The sequence below is a fragment of the Devosia sp. Z6_126 genome (assembly GCF_058133495.1).
This window is the reverse complement of sequence record NZ_JBYUNO010000001.1, coordinates 707,416-723,106: the sequence shown is the minus strand read 5'-3', so window position 1 is coordinate 723,106 and position 15,691 is coordinate 707,416. Positions and strand designations below refer to the sequence as shown.

14 protein-coding genes are annotated in these 15,691 nt (G+C 63.3%); 12 read left to right on the top strand and 2 right to left on the bottom strand.

What is annotated here, in order from left to right; all coding sequences use genetic code 11:
• Positions 1-14: 14 nt before the first annotated feature.
• The 3 genes from AC3YOG_RS03555 (at position 15) to AC3YOG_RS03545 (ending at position 3,748) form a co-directional block, all read left to right on the top strand.
• The gene (locus AC3YOG_RS03555; protein WP_489934096.1) at positions 15-1,364 is read left to right on the top strand and encodes an NAD(P)-dependent oxidoreductase; all 1,350 of its coding nucleotides are present in this window, start codon (positions 15-17) and stop codon (positions 1,362-1,364) included.
• The gene (gene preA, locus AC3YOG_RS03550) at positions 1,357-2,700 is read left to right on the top strand and encodes an NAD-dependent dihydropyrimidine dehydrogenase subunit PreA (protein ID WP_489934095.1); all 1,344 of its coding nucleotides are present in this window, start codon (positions 1,357-1,359) and stop codon (positions 2,698-2,700) included. Before AC3YOG_RS03555 ends, preA begins: the two co-directional genes overlap by 8 nt.
• Before the next feature lie 226 nt (positions 2,701-2,926).
• Entirely contained in the window at positions 2,927-3,748 is an 822-nt protein-coding gene (locus AC3YOG_RS03545) for a manganese catalase family protein (RefSeq protein WP_127751594.1), read from the top strand.
• 58 nt (positions 3,749-3,806) lie between these two features.
• Here the strand turns inward: AC3YOG_RS03545 and AC3YOG_RS03540 are convergent, their stop codons facing one another.
• Together AC3YOG_RS03540 and AC3YOG_RS03535 are read right to left on the bottom strand one after the other, a co-directional pair.
• Positions 3,807-4,586 (bottom strand): NYN domain-containing protein, encoded by a 780-nt coding sequence (locus AC3YOG_RS03540; RefSeq protein ID WP_127751595.1) that lies wholly within the window; start codon positions 4,584-4,586, stop codon positions 3,807-3,809.
• Positions 4,587-4,666: 80 nt separating this feature from the next.
• Positions 4,667-5,377, bottom strand: coding sequence for a TetR family transcriptional regulator C-terminal domain-containing protein (locus tag AC3YOG_RS03535; RefSeq protein ID WP_489934094.1), 711 nt, complete (start codon positions 5,375-5,377; stop codon positions 4,667-4,669).
• A 122-nt stretch (positions 5,378-5,499) separates the two neighbouring features.
• Between AC3YOG_RS03535 and aptA the strand changes: the two genes are divergently transcribed.
• From aptA to AC3YOG_RS03490, 9 genes are all read left to right on the top strand, one after another.
• Entirely contained in the window at positions 5,500-6,831 is a 1,332-nt protein-coding gene (gene aptA, locus AC3YOG_RS03530) for an omega-aminotransferase AptA (RefSeq protein WP_489934093.1), read from the top strand.
• Complete coding sequence (locus AC3YOG_RS03525; RefSeq protein WP_489934092.1) at positions 6,831-8,324, top strand: CoA-acylating methylmalonate-semialdehyde dehydrogenase; 1,494 nt, start codon at positions 6,831-6,833, stop codon at positions 8,322-8,324. The genes aptA and AC3YOG_RS03525 overlap by 1 nt, the downstream gene beginning before the upstream one ends.
• A gap of 13 nt (positions 8,325-8,337) precedes the next feature.
• Complete coding sequence (locus AC3YOG_RS03520; protein WP_489934091.1) at positions 8,338-9,588, top strand: Zn-dependent hydrolase; 1,251 nt, start codon at positions 8,338-8,340, stop codon at positions 9,586-9,588.
• On the top strand, positions 9,588-10,073 hold the full coding sequence (locus tag AC3YOG_RS03515) for a hypothetical protein (RefSeq protein ID WP_489934090.1): 486 nt from the start codon (positions 9,588-9,590) through the stop codon (positions 10,071-10,073). The genes AC3YOG_RS03520 and AC3YOG_RS03515 overlap by 1 nt, the downstream gene beginning before the upstream one ends.
• A gap of 87 nt (positions 10,074-10,160) precedes the next feature.
• Entirely contained in the window at positions 10,161-11,615 is a 1,455-nt protein-coding gene (gene hydA, locus AC3YOG_RS03510; protein ID WP_489934089.1) for a dihydropyrimidinase, read from the top strand.
• 142 nt (positions 11,616-11,757) lie between these two features.
• Entirely contained in the window at positions 11,758-12,510 is a 753-nt protein-coding gene (locus tag AC3YOG_RS03505) for an ABC transporter ATP-binding protein (protein ID WP_172121822.1), read from the top strand.
• Positions 12,510-13,415 (top strand): ABC transporter permease, encoded by a 906-nt coding sequence (locus AC3YOG_RS03500; RefSeq protein WP_489934088.1) that lies wholly within the window; start codon positions 12,510-12,512, stop codon positions 13,413-13,415. The genes AC3YOG_RS03505 and AC3YOG_RS03500 overlap by 1 nt, the downstream gene beginning before the upstream one ends.
• A complete protein-coding gene (locus tag AC3YOG_RS03495; protein ID WP_489934087.1) occupies positions 13,412-14,506 on the top strand; it encodes an ABC transporter permease in 1,095 nt (364 codons plus the stop codon). The genes AC3YOG_RS03500 and AC3YOG_RS03495 overlap by 4 nt, the downstream gene beginning before the upstream one ends.
• Positions 14,507-14,530: 24 nt before the next feature.
• Positions 14,531-15,526, top strand: a complete 996-nt coding sequence (locus AC3YOG_RS03490; protein WP_489934086.1) for an ABC transporter substrate-binding protein — start codon at positions 14,531-14,533, stop codon at positions 15,524-15,526.
• Positions 15,527-15,691 lie beyond the last annotated feature (165 nt).

Here is a 15,691-nt window from a genome sequence, read left to right as displayed (position 1 = left end):
GGGGAGGAGAAACCATGCCGGACGGTGTTCTCACGGAGGGCATTGCGCCCGCACGGCTCGAACCGGCGCAGTACCGCGCCAATTTCGCCGAATTGCATCCCCCGCTGGACAAGCACGAGGCCTTTGTGGAAGCCGATCGCTGCTACTTCTGCTTTGATGCGCCCTGCATGAATGCTTGCCCGACAAGCATCGATATTCCGCTGTTTATTCGCGAGATCGCCACCGACAATCCGCTGGGCGCGGCCAAGACGATCTTCGAGCAGAATATCTTGGGGGGCATGTGCGCCCGGGTCTGCCCCACGGAGCAGCTTTGCGAAGAAGCCTGCGTTCGCGAGGAGGCCGAGGGCAAGCCGGTGCGGATTGGGCTGCTGCAGCGCTATGCCACCGATATCGCGATGACCGAGAACCGGCAGTTCTTCACCCGCGCGCCCGCCACGGGCAAGAGTGTGGCGGTGATTGGCGCGGGGCCCGCGGGACTGGCAGCCGCGCATCGGCTCGCCACCAAGGGCCATGCCGTGGTGATGTTTGATGCCCGCCCCAAGCCTGGCGGGCTCAACGAATATGGCATCGCTTCCTATAAGGCGACCGACAGCTTTGCCCAGGCCGAGGTGGATTACGTGACCGCCATTGGCGGCATCGAGATCGTCAATGGCCAGGTGCTTGGGCGCGACCTGACGCTGGAGCGGCTATGCGAGACCTATGATGCAGTGTTTCTCGGCATCGGCCTAGGGGGCGTCAATGCGCTGCGGGCCGAAAACGAGAATGTGGCCGGTGTCAGCGATGCGGTGGATTTTATCGCCGATCTGCGCCAGGCCGAGGATTTGTCCCGCCTGCCCATCGGGCGGCGGGTGGTCGTAATCGGCGGCGGCATGACGGCGATCGATGCGGCGGTGCAGGCCAAGCTCCTGGGCGCCGAAGAGGTCACGATGGTGTATCGCCGTGGCAAGGAGCACATGAACGCTTCTGAATGGGAGCAGGACCTCGCCGCCTCCAAGGGGGTTACTATCCGGCACTGGCTGGCGCCCAAGCGGGTGCTGACCGATGGAGCCAAGGCCACGGGCCTGGAACTGGCTTATACCGCGCTGGTGGATGGCCGGCTGACGGAAACCGGCGAGACCACCACGATTGCCTGCGACCAGATCTTCAAGGCCATCGGGCAAACCCTCGCCATCGAAGGCGGCGGGCCGATCCTGGCGGGCGGCAAGATCGAGGTGGATGCCGAGGGGCGCACCTCCATGCCCAAGGTCTGGGCGGGGGGCGATTGCGCTGCAGGCGGCGATGATCTGACGGTGACGGCCGTGGCCGAAGGGCGCGATGCCGCCGAAAGCATGCACATCTTCCTCATGGGAGGCAGCAATGGCTGACCTGCGCAACAATTTCGTTGGCATCAAGTCGCCCAACCCGTTCTGGCTCGCGTCCGCGCCGCCCACCGACAAGGCCTATAATGTGGAGCGCGCCTTTCGTGCCGGCTGGGGCGGCGTGGTGTGGAAGACGCTGGGCGAAGAGGGCCCTCCCGTGGTCAATGTCAACGGGCCCCGTTATGGCGCCATCTGGGGGGCCGACCGGCGGCTCCTGGGGCTCAACAATATCGAGCTCATCACCGACCGGCAGCTGCAGATCAATCTACAGGAAATGAAGCAGATCAAGATGGCCTGGCCCGACCGGGCGCTGGTGGCCTCCATCATGGTGCCCTGCGTCGAGGACGCCTGGAAAGCCATCCTGCCGCTGGTGGAGGAAACCGGCGCCGACGGCATCGAGCTCAATTTCGGCTGTCCTCATGGCATGAGCGAGCGCGGCATGGGCGCCGCCGTCGGGCAGGTGCCTGAATATATCGAAATGGTTGTGCGCTGGTGCAAGCAATATACCCGCATGCCGGTGATCACCAAGCTCACCCCCAATGTCACCGATATCCGCAAACCCGCCCGCGCCGCCAAGGCGGGCGGCACTGATGCGGTGTCGCTCATCAACACCATCAACTCCATTGTTTCGGTTGATCTCGACCTCTTCGCACCGACCCCGACCGTGGGCGGCAAGGGCACCCATGGCGGCTATTGCGGCCCGGCGGTCAAACCCATCGCCCTCCATATGGTCGCCGATATTGCCCGCGATCCCGAAACCTATGGCCTGCCCATCTCCGGCATTGGGGGAGTGACCACCTGGCGCGACGCTGCCGAGTTCATGGCGCTGGGCGCGGGCAATGTGCAGGTCTGCACCGCCGCCATGACCTATGGCTTCAAGATCGTCGAGGAAATGATCTCGGGGCTCAGCCAGTGGATGGACGAGAAGGGCCATGCCGATCTCGAAGCCTTTACCGGCCGCGCCGTGCGCAATGTCACCGATTGGCAGTATCTGGATCTCGAATACATCGCCAAGGCCAAGATCGACCAGGATCTGTGCATCAAATGCGGGCGCTGCCACATCGCCTGCGAGGACACCTCGCACCAGGCCATCACCAAGGAAAAGGATGGTCGGCGCTATTTCGAGGTCAAGAACGAGGAATGCGTGGGCTGCAATCTGTGCGTCAATGTCTGCCCGGTGGAAGACTGCATCACGATGGAAGCCCTGCCGGTCGGCTCGGTGGATGAGCGCACCGGCCGCGTCGTCACCGGGCGTTATGCCAACTGGACCACCCACCCCAACAATCCCAGCGCGGCGCAAACGCCGATGGGCGACATCTCGGTGGTTGAGCCGGCACAATAGCTCCGCCCTTCAGCCACGCACTGGTCAGCGCCCCGCAGCACGGCACTCGCTGGCGGTTAGGCGCTGATGATGCTCGTCTGGCGGGCGGCAGGCGCGTGCGCTGACACCAAATCCAACTCGCAAGAACGTTTAAACCTGCGGAAGGCTCAGACTGCCTCAGGTTAGCGGCGGGCAACGGGATGAGCGTCCGAGCCTTTCCCCCGCCGAACCCTAACGGAGATCAACCATGTTCTACACTGACGGAAAGCTGCAATATCCGGTCCGCGTTGAAACGCCAGATCCACTATTCGCCCGTGCGCTGCAGCAGGCAATCGGCGGCGTGGAAGGCGAAATCCGCGTTTGCATGCAGTATTTCTTCCAGGCCATGGGTGCCCGCGGCAACCCGAAATTCCGTGACCTGTTGCTCAACACCGCCACGGAAGAACTGGGCCATATCGAGATGCTCGCCACGGCGGTGGCCATGAATCTTGAGGGCGCACCAGTCGGCATCAAGGACGAAGTGGCCAAGGACCCGATCGCCAGCGCCGTGCTGGGTGGCATGAACCTCAAGAACTTTTTATCCGCCGGGCTTTCGGCCATGCCGGTCGATTCCGACGGCGTCCCGTTCGACATGTCCCACATCTATGCCAGCGGCAACATCGCTGCCGACATGACCGCCAATGTCATGGCCGAGTCCACCGGCCGCGTACTGGCCGTCCGGCTCTACAACATGACCAGCGATCCAGGCATGAAGGACATGCTCCAGTTCCTGATCGCCCGCGATACCATGCACCAGAACCAGTGGATGGCCGCAATCGAGGAACTGGGCGGCGACAAGGGCGTGTTCCCGATCCCCAACAGCCATCCGCAGGCCGAGGAAAAGACCGAATTCGCCTATGGCTTCTTTAGCCATACGCTCGACAAGCAGCCCCCTGAAGGCCGCTGGTCCAAGGGTCCGTCCATCGACGGCAAGGGCGAATTCAGCATTGTGGTCAGCGAGCCCCTGGGCCAGGTCCCCAATCTCGGGCCAGCCCGTCCCAAAGGCGGCGCTCAAAAAGAACAGATGTAAGCCAAGCGGCTTGCACGATTCCGGTGGGGTTGGCTTGTGCCAGCCCCATTTCTTTATGTCAGCCGACGACGTGCAGAGGCATCAGCCGGACCCTGGCAGGATTAGCGCTCACTTGCTCGACAATGCCGTGGGCCAGTAGGCGCCGCATCAGCCCCTTGCCGCCGCTTAGGCGCTTGAAGAGTTGCGGGTTAGCCTGGGCGAGCCTCGAGCCGATCTGGCCCGGATCGGCCCGGCCCGTGGCGTTATCGCTCAGCGCCCGCACAAGATTGGTCAGCTCGTCACGGTCTGTTGCAGAAAGCGCGGTCAGCCCCTTGGCACGGGGAGGAGCTGCCGGTTTCTGGGGCGCGGGAGCGGACTTGGTAGCGGCAGGCGCTAAGGGGGTGACGGCCCCCCTAGCCACCGGGGCACTTGCGCAATCCTCTTCGGGTAAACAGGTGAACCCAGTGCAGCCGGCGCGAAAGGCTTGCGGCGCCTTAGCCGTCCCAAAGCCCAATACGTCCAGTCCCATGTCGCGCAGATGCAGCGCCAAGGGGGTGAAATCGCGGTCATTGCTGACGAGAGCGATGGTGTCGACTTGCCCACGATGCGCCAGGTTCATGGCCTCGATGGCAAGGCGGATATCGGCGGAGTTCTTGCCCTTGCCCAGGCTTGGTTGCAGCACCAGCATCAAGCCGTGCCTGCTGGCTTCAGCCCGCCAGGGCCCCAGCGTCGGCTCGGCGAAATCACCCACGGCCTTGGCAGTGGTCACCTGGCCGCGCTGCGCCAGTTGCGAGAGCACTGGCTCAATGCAGCCTGCGCCGATGTTTTCCGCATCAAACAGCACAGCGATCTGCCGCATAATCGTCCCCCCAGCCCCGGCCGCAGGCTAGCGCAGGGGCTCTCTCCAGAGCCTCTCCAAATTGCCTGCAATTGCGCGGATCAGGCGCCGGAGCGGCGGGGGGTGAGGCCATGCATGAACAGGTGCTCGAGAAAGCGCGCGGCATCCTCGAAGCGCCCTTCGCCACCGCGGGCGGGCCCGAGGACGGCGCGCACCTGCACGTCGAAATCGGCGTAATGCTGGGTGGTCGCCCAAATCGAAAAGATCAGGTGATAGGGGTCGGTGCGCGCGAGCTTGCCCTGCTCCATCCAGCTCAGCAGCACCTGGGCTTTTTCGTCGACGAGGTTCTTGAGATCGACCTCGATCATCTCGATGATCCGCGGCGCGCCCTGCAGCATCTCATTGGCAAAGAGCCGGCTTTCGCGCGGGAAGTCACGCGCCATTTCGAGCTTGCGCCGGATATAGGAGCGGATCTCGGGGAAGGGATCGCCCGCCGCATCCATCTCGCGCAGGGGCGCGAGCCAAGTCTGCAACAGCGCCGCAATCAGGCGGCGGTGGATCTCTTCCTTGCGCGGAAAGTAATACAGCAGGTTGGGCTTGCTCATCCCCGCAACCTCGGCGATCTGGTCGATCGTGGCCCCGCGAAAGCCATGCAGCGAAAACACATCCAGCGCTGCTTCCAGGATAATGTCGTGCTTTTCGCGCTGGATCCGCGTCAGCGGCCGGCTGGGCTTGGCGCCTGGGCCGGCTGCCGCGATCTGCCCATCGGTACCAGCGGCGGGCGCAAGATTTTTCGCGTCGGGGGGCGGCATTTTGGCCTTGCGGGAAGTTCTGGGAGTGCTAACGTTTTTCCATATGGTCAAAATTCTTGGGTTCGCCGGGCCACGTCAAGAGCCAAAAGCGCGCACCGAGTTGGTTCTTGGAGGAGTTAGCCGTGGCGTCAACGTCCAGCAGCAGAGCGCCCAATGATCTGAGTGCGTTCTGGATGCCGTTTACCGCCAACCGGCAATTCAAGAAAGCGCCCCGGATGCTCGTCGGGGCCAAGGACATGCACTACACCACCGCCGATGACCGCCAGATTCTGGATGGCACGGCCGGGCTCTGGTGCGTCAATGCCGGCCATGCGCGCCCGCGCATCGTGGAAGCGATCGGCAACCAGGCCGCCGAGCTCGACTATGCGCCCGCCTTCCAGATGGGGCACCCCAAGGCGTTCGAACTGGCGAGCCGGCTCGTTGACCTCGCGCCCGAAGGGCTCGATCATGTGCTCTACACCAATTCAGGGTCTGAATCGGTGGAAACCGCGCTCAAAGTGGCGCTGGCCTACCACCGGGTGCGCGGCGAAGGCAGCCGCACCCGCCTGATCGGGCGCGAGCGCGGCTATCACGGCGTCAATTTCGGCGGCATTTCGGTGGGCGGCATCGTCACGAACCGCAAGATGTTCGGCACGCTGCTGGCGGGGGTGGACCACCTGCCGCACACCCACAACCTGCAGAAAAACGCCTTCAGCAACGGCTTGCCCCAGCATGGCATGGAACTGGCCGACGAGCTCGAGCGCATCGTGGCGCTCCATGATGCCTCCACCATTGCGGCGGTGATCGTCGAGCCGGTGGCGGGCTCGACCGGCGTCTTGATCCCGCCCGCCGGCTATCTGCAGCGCCTGCGCGAGATTACGAAGAAGTATGGCATCCTGCTGATCTTTGACGAGGTGATCACCGGCTATGGGCGCCTCGGCACGCCCTTCGCGGCCGATTATTTCGGCGTAACGCCCGATATCATGGTCACAGCCAAGGGCCTCACCAATGGCGTCATTCCGATGGGTGCGGTGCTGGTGTCGGCCGAAATCCACGACGCCTTCATGACCGGGCCGGAAAACGCCATCGAGCTGTTCCACGGCTACACCTATTCCGGCAACCCCATCGCCTGCGCCGCCGCGCTCGCCACGCTGGAAACTTACCGGGAAGAAGGGCTGCTGACGCGCGGGGCGGAACTGGCCCCTTATTTCGCCGAGGCGCTGCATTCGCTGCGCGGCGAGCCGCATGTGATCGATATCCGCAATATCGGGCTGGTTGGCGCGGTCGAGCTCGATCCCATCGCCGGCAGCCCGACCAAGCGGGCCTTCTCGGCCTTTATCAAGGCATTCGAAAGCGGCTATCTGATCCGCACCACGGGGGACATCATTGCGCTGAGCCCACCCCTCATCATTTCGCGCGACCAGATCGACGAACTGGTGGATGGATTGCGCACAGTTTTGCGGAGCATCGAATAATGCGGCTGATCGAAAACGCCGTAGCAGGCAAGCGCTACATTTCCAGCGGCCGGCGTGTGCCGGTGTTCAATCCGGCCACGGGCGAACAATCGGCCGAACTGCCGCTGTCGACCCCCAACGAGCTCGATGCCGCGGTGCAGGCTGCCAAGGCCGCGCAGCCCGTTTGGGGCAATACCCCGCCCATGAAGCGGGCGCGCATCATGTTCCGCTACAAGGCCCTGCTCGACCAGCATGCCGATGAGCTGGCGCGCGAGATCTCGCGTGAGCACGGCAAGGTGCATGACGATGCGCTGGGGGAAGTGGCGCGCGGCATTGATTGCGTCGAATTTGCCTGCGGCATTCCCCAACTGCTCAAGGGCGAGTTCTCGCGCAATGTGGGCCCGGCGATCGACTCCTATTCCGAGCGCCAGCCGCTGGGCGTCGTGGCGGGCATCACCCCGTTCAACTTCCCCGCCATGGTGCCGATGTGGATGTACCCAGCGGCCATTGCCTGCGGCAACACCTTTATCCTCAAGCCCTCCGAGCGCGATCCTTCAGCCTCGATGCTGGCCTGGAACCTCTTCATGGATGCGGGTCTGCCCGAAGGGGTGTTCAACATCGTTCATGGCGACAAGGAAATTGTCGACGCCATTCTCGATCATCCCGACATCAAGGCGGTGAGCTTTGTCGGCTCCACCCCGATCGCCGAATATGTGTATCGCCGCGGTACGGCCGCGGGCAAGCGCATGCAGGCGCTGGGCGGGGCCAAGAACCACATGGTGGTGATGCCCGATGCCGATCTCGACCAGGCGGCCGACGCGCTGATGGGCGCCGGTTACGGCTCGGCCGGCGAGCGCTGCATGGCCGTTTCGGTGGCGGTGCCCGTGGGCAAGGAAACCGGCGACGCGCTCATTGCCAAGCTCAAGCCGCGCGTCGAAGCGCTCAAGATTGGCCCGGCAACCGACCCCGATGCGCAAATGGGCCCGGTGGTGACCAAAGCTCATCGCGACAAGATCATCGGCTATATCGACTCGGGCGTCGAGCAGGGGGCCGAGCTCGTGGTCGATGGGCGCAACTTCTCGCTCCAGGGCTATGAAGGCGGCTATTATGTCGGGGGGACCTTGTTCGACAATGTCACCCGCGACATGACCATCTACAAGGAAGAGATTTTCGGGCCGGTGCTCTCGGTGGTGCGGGCGGCGGACTATGCCGAGGCTGTCGATCTGATCAACAGCCACGAATTTGGTAATGGCACGGCGATCTTCACCCGCGATGGCGATGCGGCGCGTGAATTTGCCGACAAGATCGAAGTGGGCATGGTCGGGGTCAATGTGCCGATCCCGGTGCCGGTCGCCTATCATTCCTTTGGCGGCTGGAAGCGCTCGCTCTTTGGCGACCACGCCATTTACGGTCCAGAAGGCGTTCACTTCTATACCCGCCTCAAGACCGTCACCACCCGCTGGCCCGCCGGCATCAAGGGTGGCGCCGAGTTCTCCTTCCCCAGCGTCAAATAAGGAACATAACCGCATGCCGTCCCCCGGAGAAAACCTGCGCATCAATGGTGACCGGCTTTGGGACAGCCTGATGGAGATGGCCAAGATCGGCCCGGGCGTCGCCGGTGGCAATAACCGGCAAACCCTGACCGACGAAGACGGGGAAGCGCGGCACCTCTTCGCGCGCTGGTGCGAAGCGGCGGGCTTGCGCATGGGCGTCGACCAGATGGGCAATATGTTCGCCACCCGCCCCGGCACCGATCCCGATGCGCTGCCGGTTTATATCGGCTCGCACCTCGATACCCAGCCCACGGGCGGCAAATTCGATGGCGTTCTCGGTGTTCTGGCCGGGCTCGAAGTGGTGCGCTCGCTCAACGACCTCAACATCGCCACCCGCCACCCGATCGTCGTGACCAATTGGGCCAATGAGGAAGGGGCCCGCTTTGCTCCCGCCATGCTGGGCTCCGGCGTTTTTGCCGGCATTCACACGCTCGATTACGCCTATGCGCGTCGGGATGGCGAGGGCAGAAGCTATGGCGAGGAGCTCAAGCGCATTGGCTGGCTGGGCGACGAAGAGGTGGGTGCGCGCCCCATGCACGCCTATTTCGAATACCACATCGAACAGGGCCCGATCCTTGAGGCGCAGAACAAGCAGATCGGCGTCGTCACCCATTGCCAGGGCCTTTGGTGGCTCGAATTCACGCTGACGGGTCGGGAAGCCCATACCGGCTCGACTCCGATGAATATGCGCGTCAATGCCGGGCTGGCCATGGCGCGGATCATCGAGATGGTGCAGGCCGTTGCCATGGACAACCAGCCCGGCGCGGTGGCCGGCGTCGGCCAGGCCCGGTTCTTCCCCAATTCGCGCAATGTCCTGCCCGGCAAGGTTGTATTCACGGTCGATCTGCGCTCGCCCGACCAGGGCAAGCTCGACGCCATGCGGCGCCGGATCGAGGATGAGGCCGCCAGCATTGCCGCCGCGCTCGGCGTGAGTTGCAGTGTCGAGGATGTCGGCCACTTCGATCCCGTCACCTTCGCGCCCGAACTGGTGGATCGCGTGCGCAGTGCTGCCGAAAAATTGGGCTATTCGCACATGCCCATCATTTCTGGCGCCGGCCACGACGCTTGCTGGGCCGCCAAACTGGCGCCCACGACCATGATCATGTGCCCTTGTGTTGATGGCATCAGCCACAACGAAGCCGAGGAAATCAGCCGGGACTGGGCCGCTGCTGGCGCCGATGTGTTGTTCCACGCCGTGCTCGAAACCGCGGAGATCACTGAGTGATGATGCTGGCACCCTCAGCGTCACTTCTGATCGGCACTGCCGCGCTTGGCTATGCGTCGATCTGCCTGCCCGCTTTTGCCGTGAACCAGGATGCGCCTTCCCCAGAGGACGATGTCGCTATCGGCACAACCACAGAGGTGGGGCCAGACGTGCTGTGCAGCGTTCCAAGCGGCATCGTCGACGGTGCACCCGCAACGGGGAGTGCATTTCCCATCGATGCATTTCTTGACTTTACCCCTACAGGTAAGGGCCTGACGGCAACAGCCACCCGCACGAAATGGGGCGTGGAAGTCATCGTCCATGCTCCACCCGATGTGGTGGATACCATGGGCGCGGTGCGCACACTCACCGCATTCATCGCGCGCAATCTCGAGCCTTGTCCCGATCCGTTTCGTACGCTCCCGGTGAGTATCGGCGTCGAGAACCTCGACATCATCACCGAGGACGGTGTTGCCAGGGACTTTCACTTCGGACCGAAGGACTAAACCGCCAGCGAGGGCTGGCACCAAAATTGCAGTGCACGCCGTAGTGAAACTCCGGCGAGAGTAGGATCAGGGGAGAGTGACTACGAAATGAACAGCATAGTCATCAAGAACGGGACGGTGGTTACCGCTGACCTGACCTACAAGGCCGATGTGCTGATCGAGGGCGAGCGCATCATCGAGATCGGCGCCGATCTCGATGGCGACGAAGTACTCGACGCCAATGGCTGCTATGTGATGCCGGGCGGCATCGATCCACATACCCACCTCGAAATGCCCTTCATGGGCACCTATTCCGCCGACGATTTTGAAAGCGGCACGCGCGCCGCCCTTGCCGGTGGGACAACCACCGTGGTGGACTTTTGCCTGCCCAGCCCCGGCCAATCCCTGCTGGAAGCCCTGCAGATGTGGGACAACAAGACCGGCAAGGCCTCGACCGACTTCGCCTTTCACATGGCCATCACCTGGTGGGACGAGCAGGTCTGGCGCGAAATGGCCGAGGTGGTGGATCGCGGCATCACCTCCTTCAAGCACTTCATGGCCTATAAGGGCTCGCTGATGGTCAATGACGATGAGATGTTCTCCTCGTTCAGCCGCTGCGCCGAGCTCGGCGCCTTGCCGCTGGTCCATGCCGAAAACGGTGACGTCGTCGCCGCCATGACGCAAAAGCTACTCGATGCCGGCAATAACGGCCCCGAGGCCCATGCCTATTCGCGCCCCCCCGAAGTGGAGGGGGAAGCGACCAACCGGGCCATCATGCTGGCCGATATGGCGGGCGTGCCGCTGTATGTGGTCCATGTCTCGTGCGAGCAGGCCCATGAAGCCATCCGCCGCGCGCGCCAAAAGGGTATGCGGGTTTATGGCGAGCCGCTGGTGCAGCACCTGACGCTCGATGAAAGCGAATACGCCAACCCCGATTGGGACCATGCCGCGCGCCGGGTGATGTCGCCTCCGTTCCGCAACAAGCAGCACCAGGATTCCCTTTGGGCTGGCCTGCAATCGGGCTCGCTGTCGGCCGTGGCGACCGATCACTGCGCCTTCACCACGGCCCAGAAGCGCACCGGCATCGGCAATTTCAGCAAGATCCCCAATGGCACGGGAGGCCTCGAAGATCGGCTGCCGGTATTGTGGACGGCCGGGGTCAATACTGGACGCCTGACCATGAACGAATTTGTCGCGGTGACCTCGACCAACATCGCCAAGATCCTCAACATGTATCCCAAAAAGGGCGCGGTGCTGCCCGGCGCCGATGCGGACCTAGTCGTCTGGGACCCAAAGCGAAGCAAGACCATTTCAGCCCAGCGCCAGCAATCGGTGATCGACTACAATGTGTTCGAGGGCTTTGAAGTCACCGGTCTGCCGCGCTTTGTCTTGAGCCGGGGCAAGGTGTCGATCAGCGAAGACGAGGTGCGAGCCGAGCCCGGCCACGGCAAGTTCGTGCCGCGCGAGGCCAAAAACCCGATCAGCCGCGCCCTGTCGCAATGGAAGGATCTCGTGGCGCCACGCCGCGTCGAGCGCTCCGGCATTCCCGCGAGCGGCGTCTAGCCATGGCGACAATGCTCTTCAAACCTATTCGCTCCAAGCATTAGAGGGCCAACTCTTGTCCGTGTTGTCTGCTGCACCCGCCATTTCTTCCCCCACGGCTTTGCAGTCGGCACCCGTTGTTTCCGCGCGCGGATTGGGGCTAATGTTCAAGACCAATGATGGTCCGGTCCATGCCCTGTCCAATGTCGATCTCGATATCGGCAAGGGCGATTTCGTTTCCTTTATCGGCCCGTCGGGCTGCGGCAAGACGACGTTTTTGCGCACCATTGCCGATCTGGAACAGCCCACCTCGGGTACGCTCACCATCAATGGGCAAACCCCCGAACAGGCGCGTAAGAGCCGCGCCTATGGCTATGTGTTCCAGGCCCCCGCGCTTTACCCCTGGCGCACGATCGAAAAGAACGTCGCCCTGCCGCTCGAGATCATGGGCTATTCCGCGGCCCAGCAGCGCGAACGCATCACCCGCACGCTCGAGCTCGTGAACCTGACCGGCTTTGCCGGCAAATTCCCCTGGCAGTTGTCGGGCGGCATGCAGCAGCGCGCTTCGATCGCCCGGGCACTGGCGTTCGACGCTGACCTCTTGCTGATGGACGAGCCCTTCGGCGCGCTCGACGAAATCGTGCGCGACCACCTCAATTCCGAACTGCTCAAGCTTTGGCAACGCACCGGCAAGACCATCTGCTTTGTGACTCACTCCATTCCCGAGGCCGTGTACCTATCGACCCGGATCGTCGTGATGTCGCCCCGCCCTGGGCGGGTGACTGAGGTGATCGACTCGACGCTCCCCCGCGAGCGTCCGCTCGATATCCGCGAAAGCCCCGAGTTTCTCCAGATCGCCGCGCGGGTGCGCGACGGGCTGCGCGCGGGCCATTCCTATGACGAGGTCATGGTCTGATGGGGCGCCTGCAGCAAGCTTTGCCCGTTCTGGCTGTGCTGCTGATGCTGGTCCTCGCCTGGTATGGCGCTGCCATCGTAATGAATGCCGCCTGGCAAAATGATGTGAACCGGCGCGCCGGCATCGAGACCGTGCCGGCAACCGACTTCGTCTTGGCCACCTGGAACCAGGAAAAGCCGGTTCTGCCTACGCCCCATCAGGTGGTGGGCGAATTGTGGAACTCGACCGCTCTCGTGGCGCCCAACAAGCCGCGCAGCCTGCTGTTTCATGCCTGGGTCACCTTTTCGGCGACGGCACTGGGCTTTGTGATGGGGAGCCTGCTTGGAATCGCGCTGGCCATCGCCATTGTCCATAGCGAGGCGACCAGCCGTTCGCTGATGCCCTGGATCGTGGCAAGCCAGACCATTCCCATTCTGGCGCTGGCGCCGCTGATCGTGGTGATTGGCTTCAACATCTTCACCGGCAGCCTGGGTCTGCCGACCGATCCGGCGCGGCTGCTGTCCAAGGCGATCATCTCGGCCTATCTCAGCTTTTTCCCCGTGACCGTAGGCATGGTCAAAGGGCTACGCTCCCCTGAAGCCATCCAGCTCGACCTGATGCGCACCTACCATGCCTCGCGCGCGCAGACCTTCTGGAAGTTGCGCTGGCCGGCGGCGGTGCCGTTTCTGTTTGCTTCGCTCAAGGTGGGCGTGGCCGCGAGCCTTGTCGGGGCCATCGTGGGCGAATTGCCGACCGGTGCCGTTGCGGGGCTCGGGGCACGCCTTCTCGCCGGATCCTATTACAGCCAGACCGTCCAGATCTGGGCGGCGCTGGTGGCCGCCTCGATCCTCGCGGCGCTGTTGATCCTCCTTGTCGGCTGGGTCGAGGCGCTGGTCGCCCGTCGCATGGGGGTGCGCGCGCCATGAGCCAGTTCCAGCTGTACCTCGCCATCCTTGCGAGCGGGCTTTGCGCGGCAGCGCTGGGCCTGACGCTTCTGAGCGGGGCCGAGCCGACGCTGCTGCTGCACGGGTTCCTGGTGTTGGGCGCCCTGTCGCTGTTGCGGCTCTGGCTGCAACCGGGGCTGTGGCTCGATGGTGCGCTCGCGGTCCTCGGCGCTGTCGCGGTGCTTGCGAGCCTGCAGCTTTACTCCGGTCCGCCCGCTTTCTTGTGGTTGGCGCTGGTCGCGACCTGGCTGTGGAGCTGGGTGTTTGTCGAGCGCCTGTCGGACCTGACGGCACCGGGTCTGGGGCAGAATGGCGGCCTGGGCTTGTTGATCCCGCTGACCTTTGGCCTCGCCATTCTCGTGACCTGGGAAGCGATCACGCGCGGCGCTGGCGTGCCGCAGGTGATCCTGCCGCCTCCCTCCCAGATTGGCAGCCGCATCGCCGCAAGCCTGCCGACGCTCTGGACCGATTTCCAGCAAACCTTTCTCAAGGCGGTGCTGGCTGGTTATGCCATCGGCTGTGGGCTGGGCTTCTTGGTGGCCATCCTCATTGATCGCTCGCCGTTCCTCAAATCCGGGTTGTTGCCGCTGGGCAGTTTCGTTTCGGCGCTCCCCATCGTGGGGGTCGCGCCCATCATGGTGATGTGGTTCGGCTTTGACTGGCAGAGCAAGGCGGCCGTGGTCGTGATCATGACCTTCTTTCCCATGCTGGTGAACACCATTGCCGGGCTCAACGCCGCTTCGGCCATCGAGCGCGACCTGATGCGCACCTATGCCGCAAGCTACAGTCAAACCCTGCTCAAGCTGCGCCTGCCCGCAGCGGGCCCCTTCATCTTCAATGCGCTCAAGATCTGTTCGACGCTCGCGCTGATCGGCGCCATCGTCGCCGAATTCTTCGGCTCGCCTGTCGCAGGGATGGGGTTCCGGATTTCGGCCGAGATCGGGCGCATGAATGTCGACATGGTCTGGGCCGAGATCGCCATGGCGGCGTTCGCCGGCTCGGTTTTTTATGGGGTGGTCGCGCTGGTCGAGCGGGGGATCACGTTTTGGCATCCGTCCATGCGTCGTGCGTGAGGCGGCACAACAGGGGAAAGCAGCATGAACAAGTTCTTGGTCGGGGCTTTGGCAGGGGCCATTTCGCTCGCCTCCGCACATGCGGGATATGCGCAGGACAACAGCGTGACCCTCCAGCTCAAATGGGTCACCCAGGGTCAGTTCGCCGGCTATTATGTTGCGGCGGCAAAGGGGTTTTACGAGGAAGAAGGGCTTGATGTGGAGATCAAGCCCGGCGGCCCCGACATCGCCCCCGAGCAGGTGATTGCCGGCGGCGGCGCGGACGTGATCACCACCTGGATGGCGGCGGGGCTCGCAGCGCGCGAACGCGGCGTGCCACTGGTCAATATCGCCCAGCCCTTTGCTTCCTCGGGTCTGCTGCTCACCTGCCGCAAGGATGCGGGGGTCGAGACCACCGAGGACTTTCCCGGCAAGACGCTGGGCGTCTGGTTCTTTGGCAATGAATATCCCTTCTATGCCTGGATGGCCAAGCTGGGCCTCGCCACCGACGGCAGCGAAGGGGGCGTCGAAGTGCTCCGCCAGGCCTTCAATGTCGATCCCCTGATCCAGAACCAGGCCGCTTGCATCTCCACCATGACCTATAACGAATTTGGCCAGGTGCTCCGGGCGGGGCTGACTGAGGACGACCTGACGGTCTTCAATTATCGCGACGAAGGCGTCGGCATGCTCGAGGACGGGCTGTATGTGCTCGAGGAAAACCTCGCGGATCCCGCTTTCGTCGAGAAGATGACCAAGTTCGTGCGCGCCTCGATGAAGGGCTGGGAATATGCCCGCGCCAACCCCGAAGAAGCCGCCCAGATCGTGGTCGACAACGACATGACGGGGTCGATGACCGTGGAAGACCAGCTCTACCAGGTCACCGAGGTCAACAAGCTGACGGAAGGCTCAACCGGCGCGCTCGATGAAGCCGCCTACCAGCAGACCGTCGATACGCTGCTTTCGGCCGTGTCGCCTGACAACCCGGCCATCACCAAGGCCCCCGAAGGCGCATTCAGCCACGTCGTCACCGAGGGCTTGTAGTCCCTTCGCCAGATCGATTGAGACGGGCGGGAGCAATCCCGCCCTTTTTCATGCCCGGATATGCCGCTCTTTTGTGCGCTTTTGTACAAAATCTGGGCACTATCTGGAACGAAAAGCAGTAGCTCACGGTTGAGTGATCATCGCGTCAAACGCCTGAGGACTCCA

Excerpts from the sequence above, each read along its gene's own strand:
- AC3YOG_RS03555 (WP_489934096.1), top strand. The coding sequence starts at position 15 with ATGCCGGACGGTGTTCTCACGGAGGGCATTGCGCCCGCACGGCTCGAA.
- preA (WP_489934095.1), top strand. The coding sequence starts at position 1,357 with ATGGCTGACCTGCGCAACAATTTCGTTGGCATCAAGTCGCCCAACCCG.
- AC3YOG_RS03545 (WP_127751594.1), top strand. The coding sequence starts at position 2,927 with ATGTTCTACACTGACGGAAAGCTGCAATATCCGGTCCGCGTTGAAACG.
- AC3YOG_RS03540 (WP_127751595.1), bottom strand. The coding sequence starts at position 4,586 with ATGCGGCAGATCGCTGTGCTGTTTGATGCGGAAAACATCGGCGCAGGC.
- AC3YOG_RS03535 (WP_489934094.1), bottom strand. The coding sequence starts at position 5,377 with ATGCCGCCCCCCGACGCGAAAAATCTTGCGCCCGCCGCTGGTACCGAT.
- AC3YOG_RS03525 (WP_489934092.1), top strand. The coding sequence starts at position 6,831 with ATGCGGCTGATCGAAAACGCCGTAGCAGGCAAGCGCTACATTTCCAGC.
- AC3YOG_RS03520 (WP_489934091.1), top strand. The coding sequence starts at position 8,338 with ATGCCGTCCCCCGGAGAAAACCTGCGCATCAATGGTGACCGGCTTTGG.
- AC3YOG_RS03515 (WP_489934090.1), top strand. The coding sequence starts at position 9,588 with ATGATGCTGGCACCCTCAGCGTCACTTCTGATCGGCACTGCCGCGCTT.
- hydA (WP_489934089.1), top strand. The coding sequence starts at position 10,161 with ATGAACAGCATAGTCATCAAGAACGGGACGGTGGTTACCGCTGACCTG.
- AC3YOG_RS03505 (WP_172121822.1), top strand. The coding sequence starts at position 11,758 with ATGTTCAAGACCAATGATGGTCCGGTCCATGCCCTGTCCAATGTCGAT.
- AC3YOG_RS03500 (WP_489934088.1), top strand. The coding sequence starts at position 12,510 with ATGGGGCGCCTGCAGCAAGCTTTGCCCGTTCTGGCTGTGCTGCTGATG.
- AC3YOG_RS03495 (WP_489934087.1), top strand. The coding sequence starts at position 13,412 with ATGAGCCAGTTCCAGCTGTACCTCGCCATCCTTGCGAGCGGGCTTTGC.
- AC3YOG_RS03490 (WP_489934086.1), top strand. The coding sequence starts at position 14,531 with ATGAACAAGTTCTTGGTCGGGGCTTTGGCAGGGGCCATTTCGCTCGCC.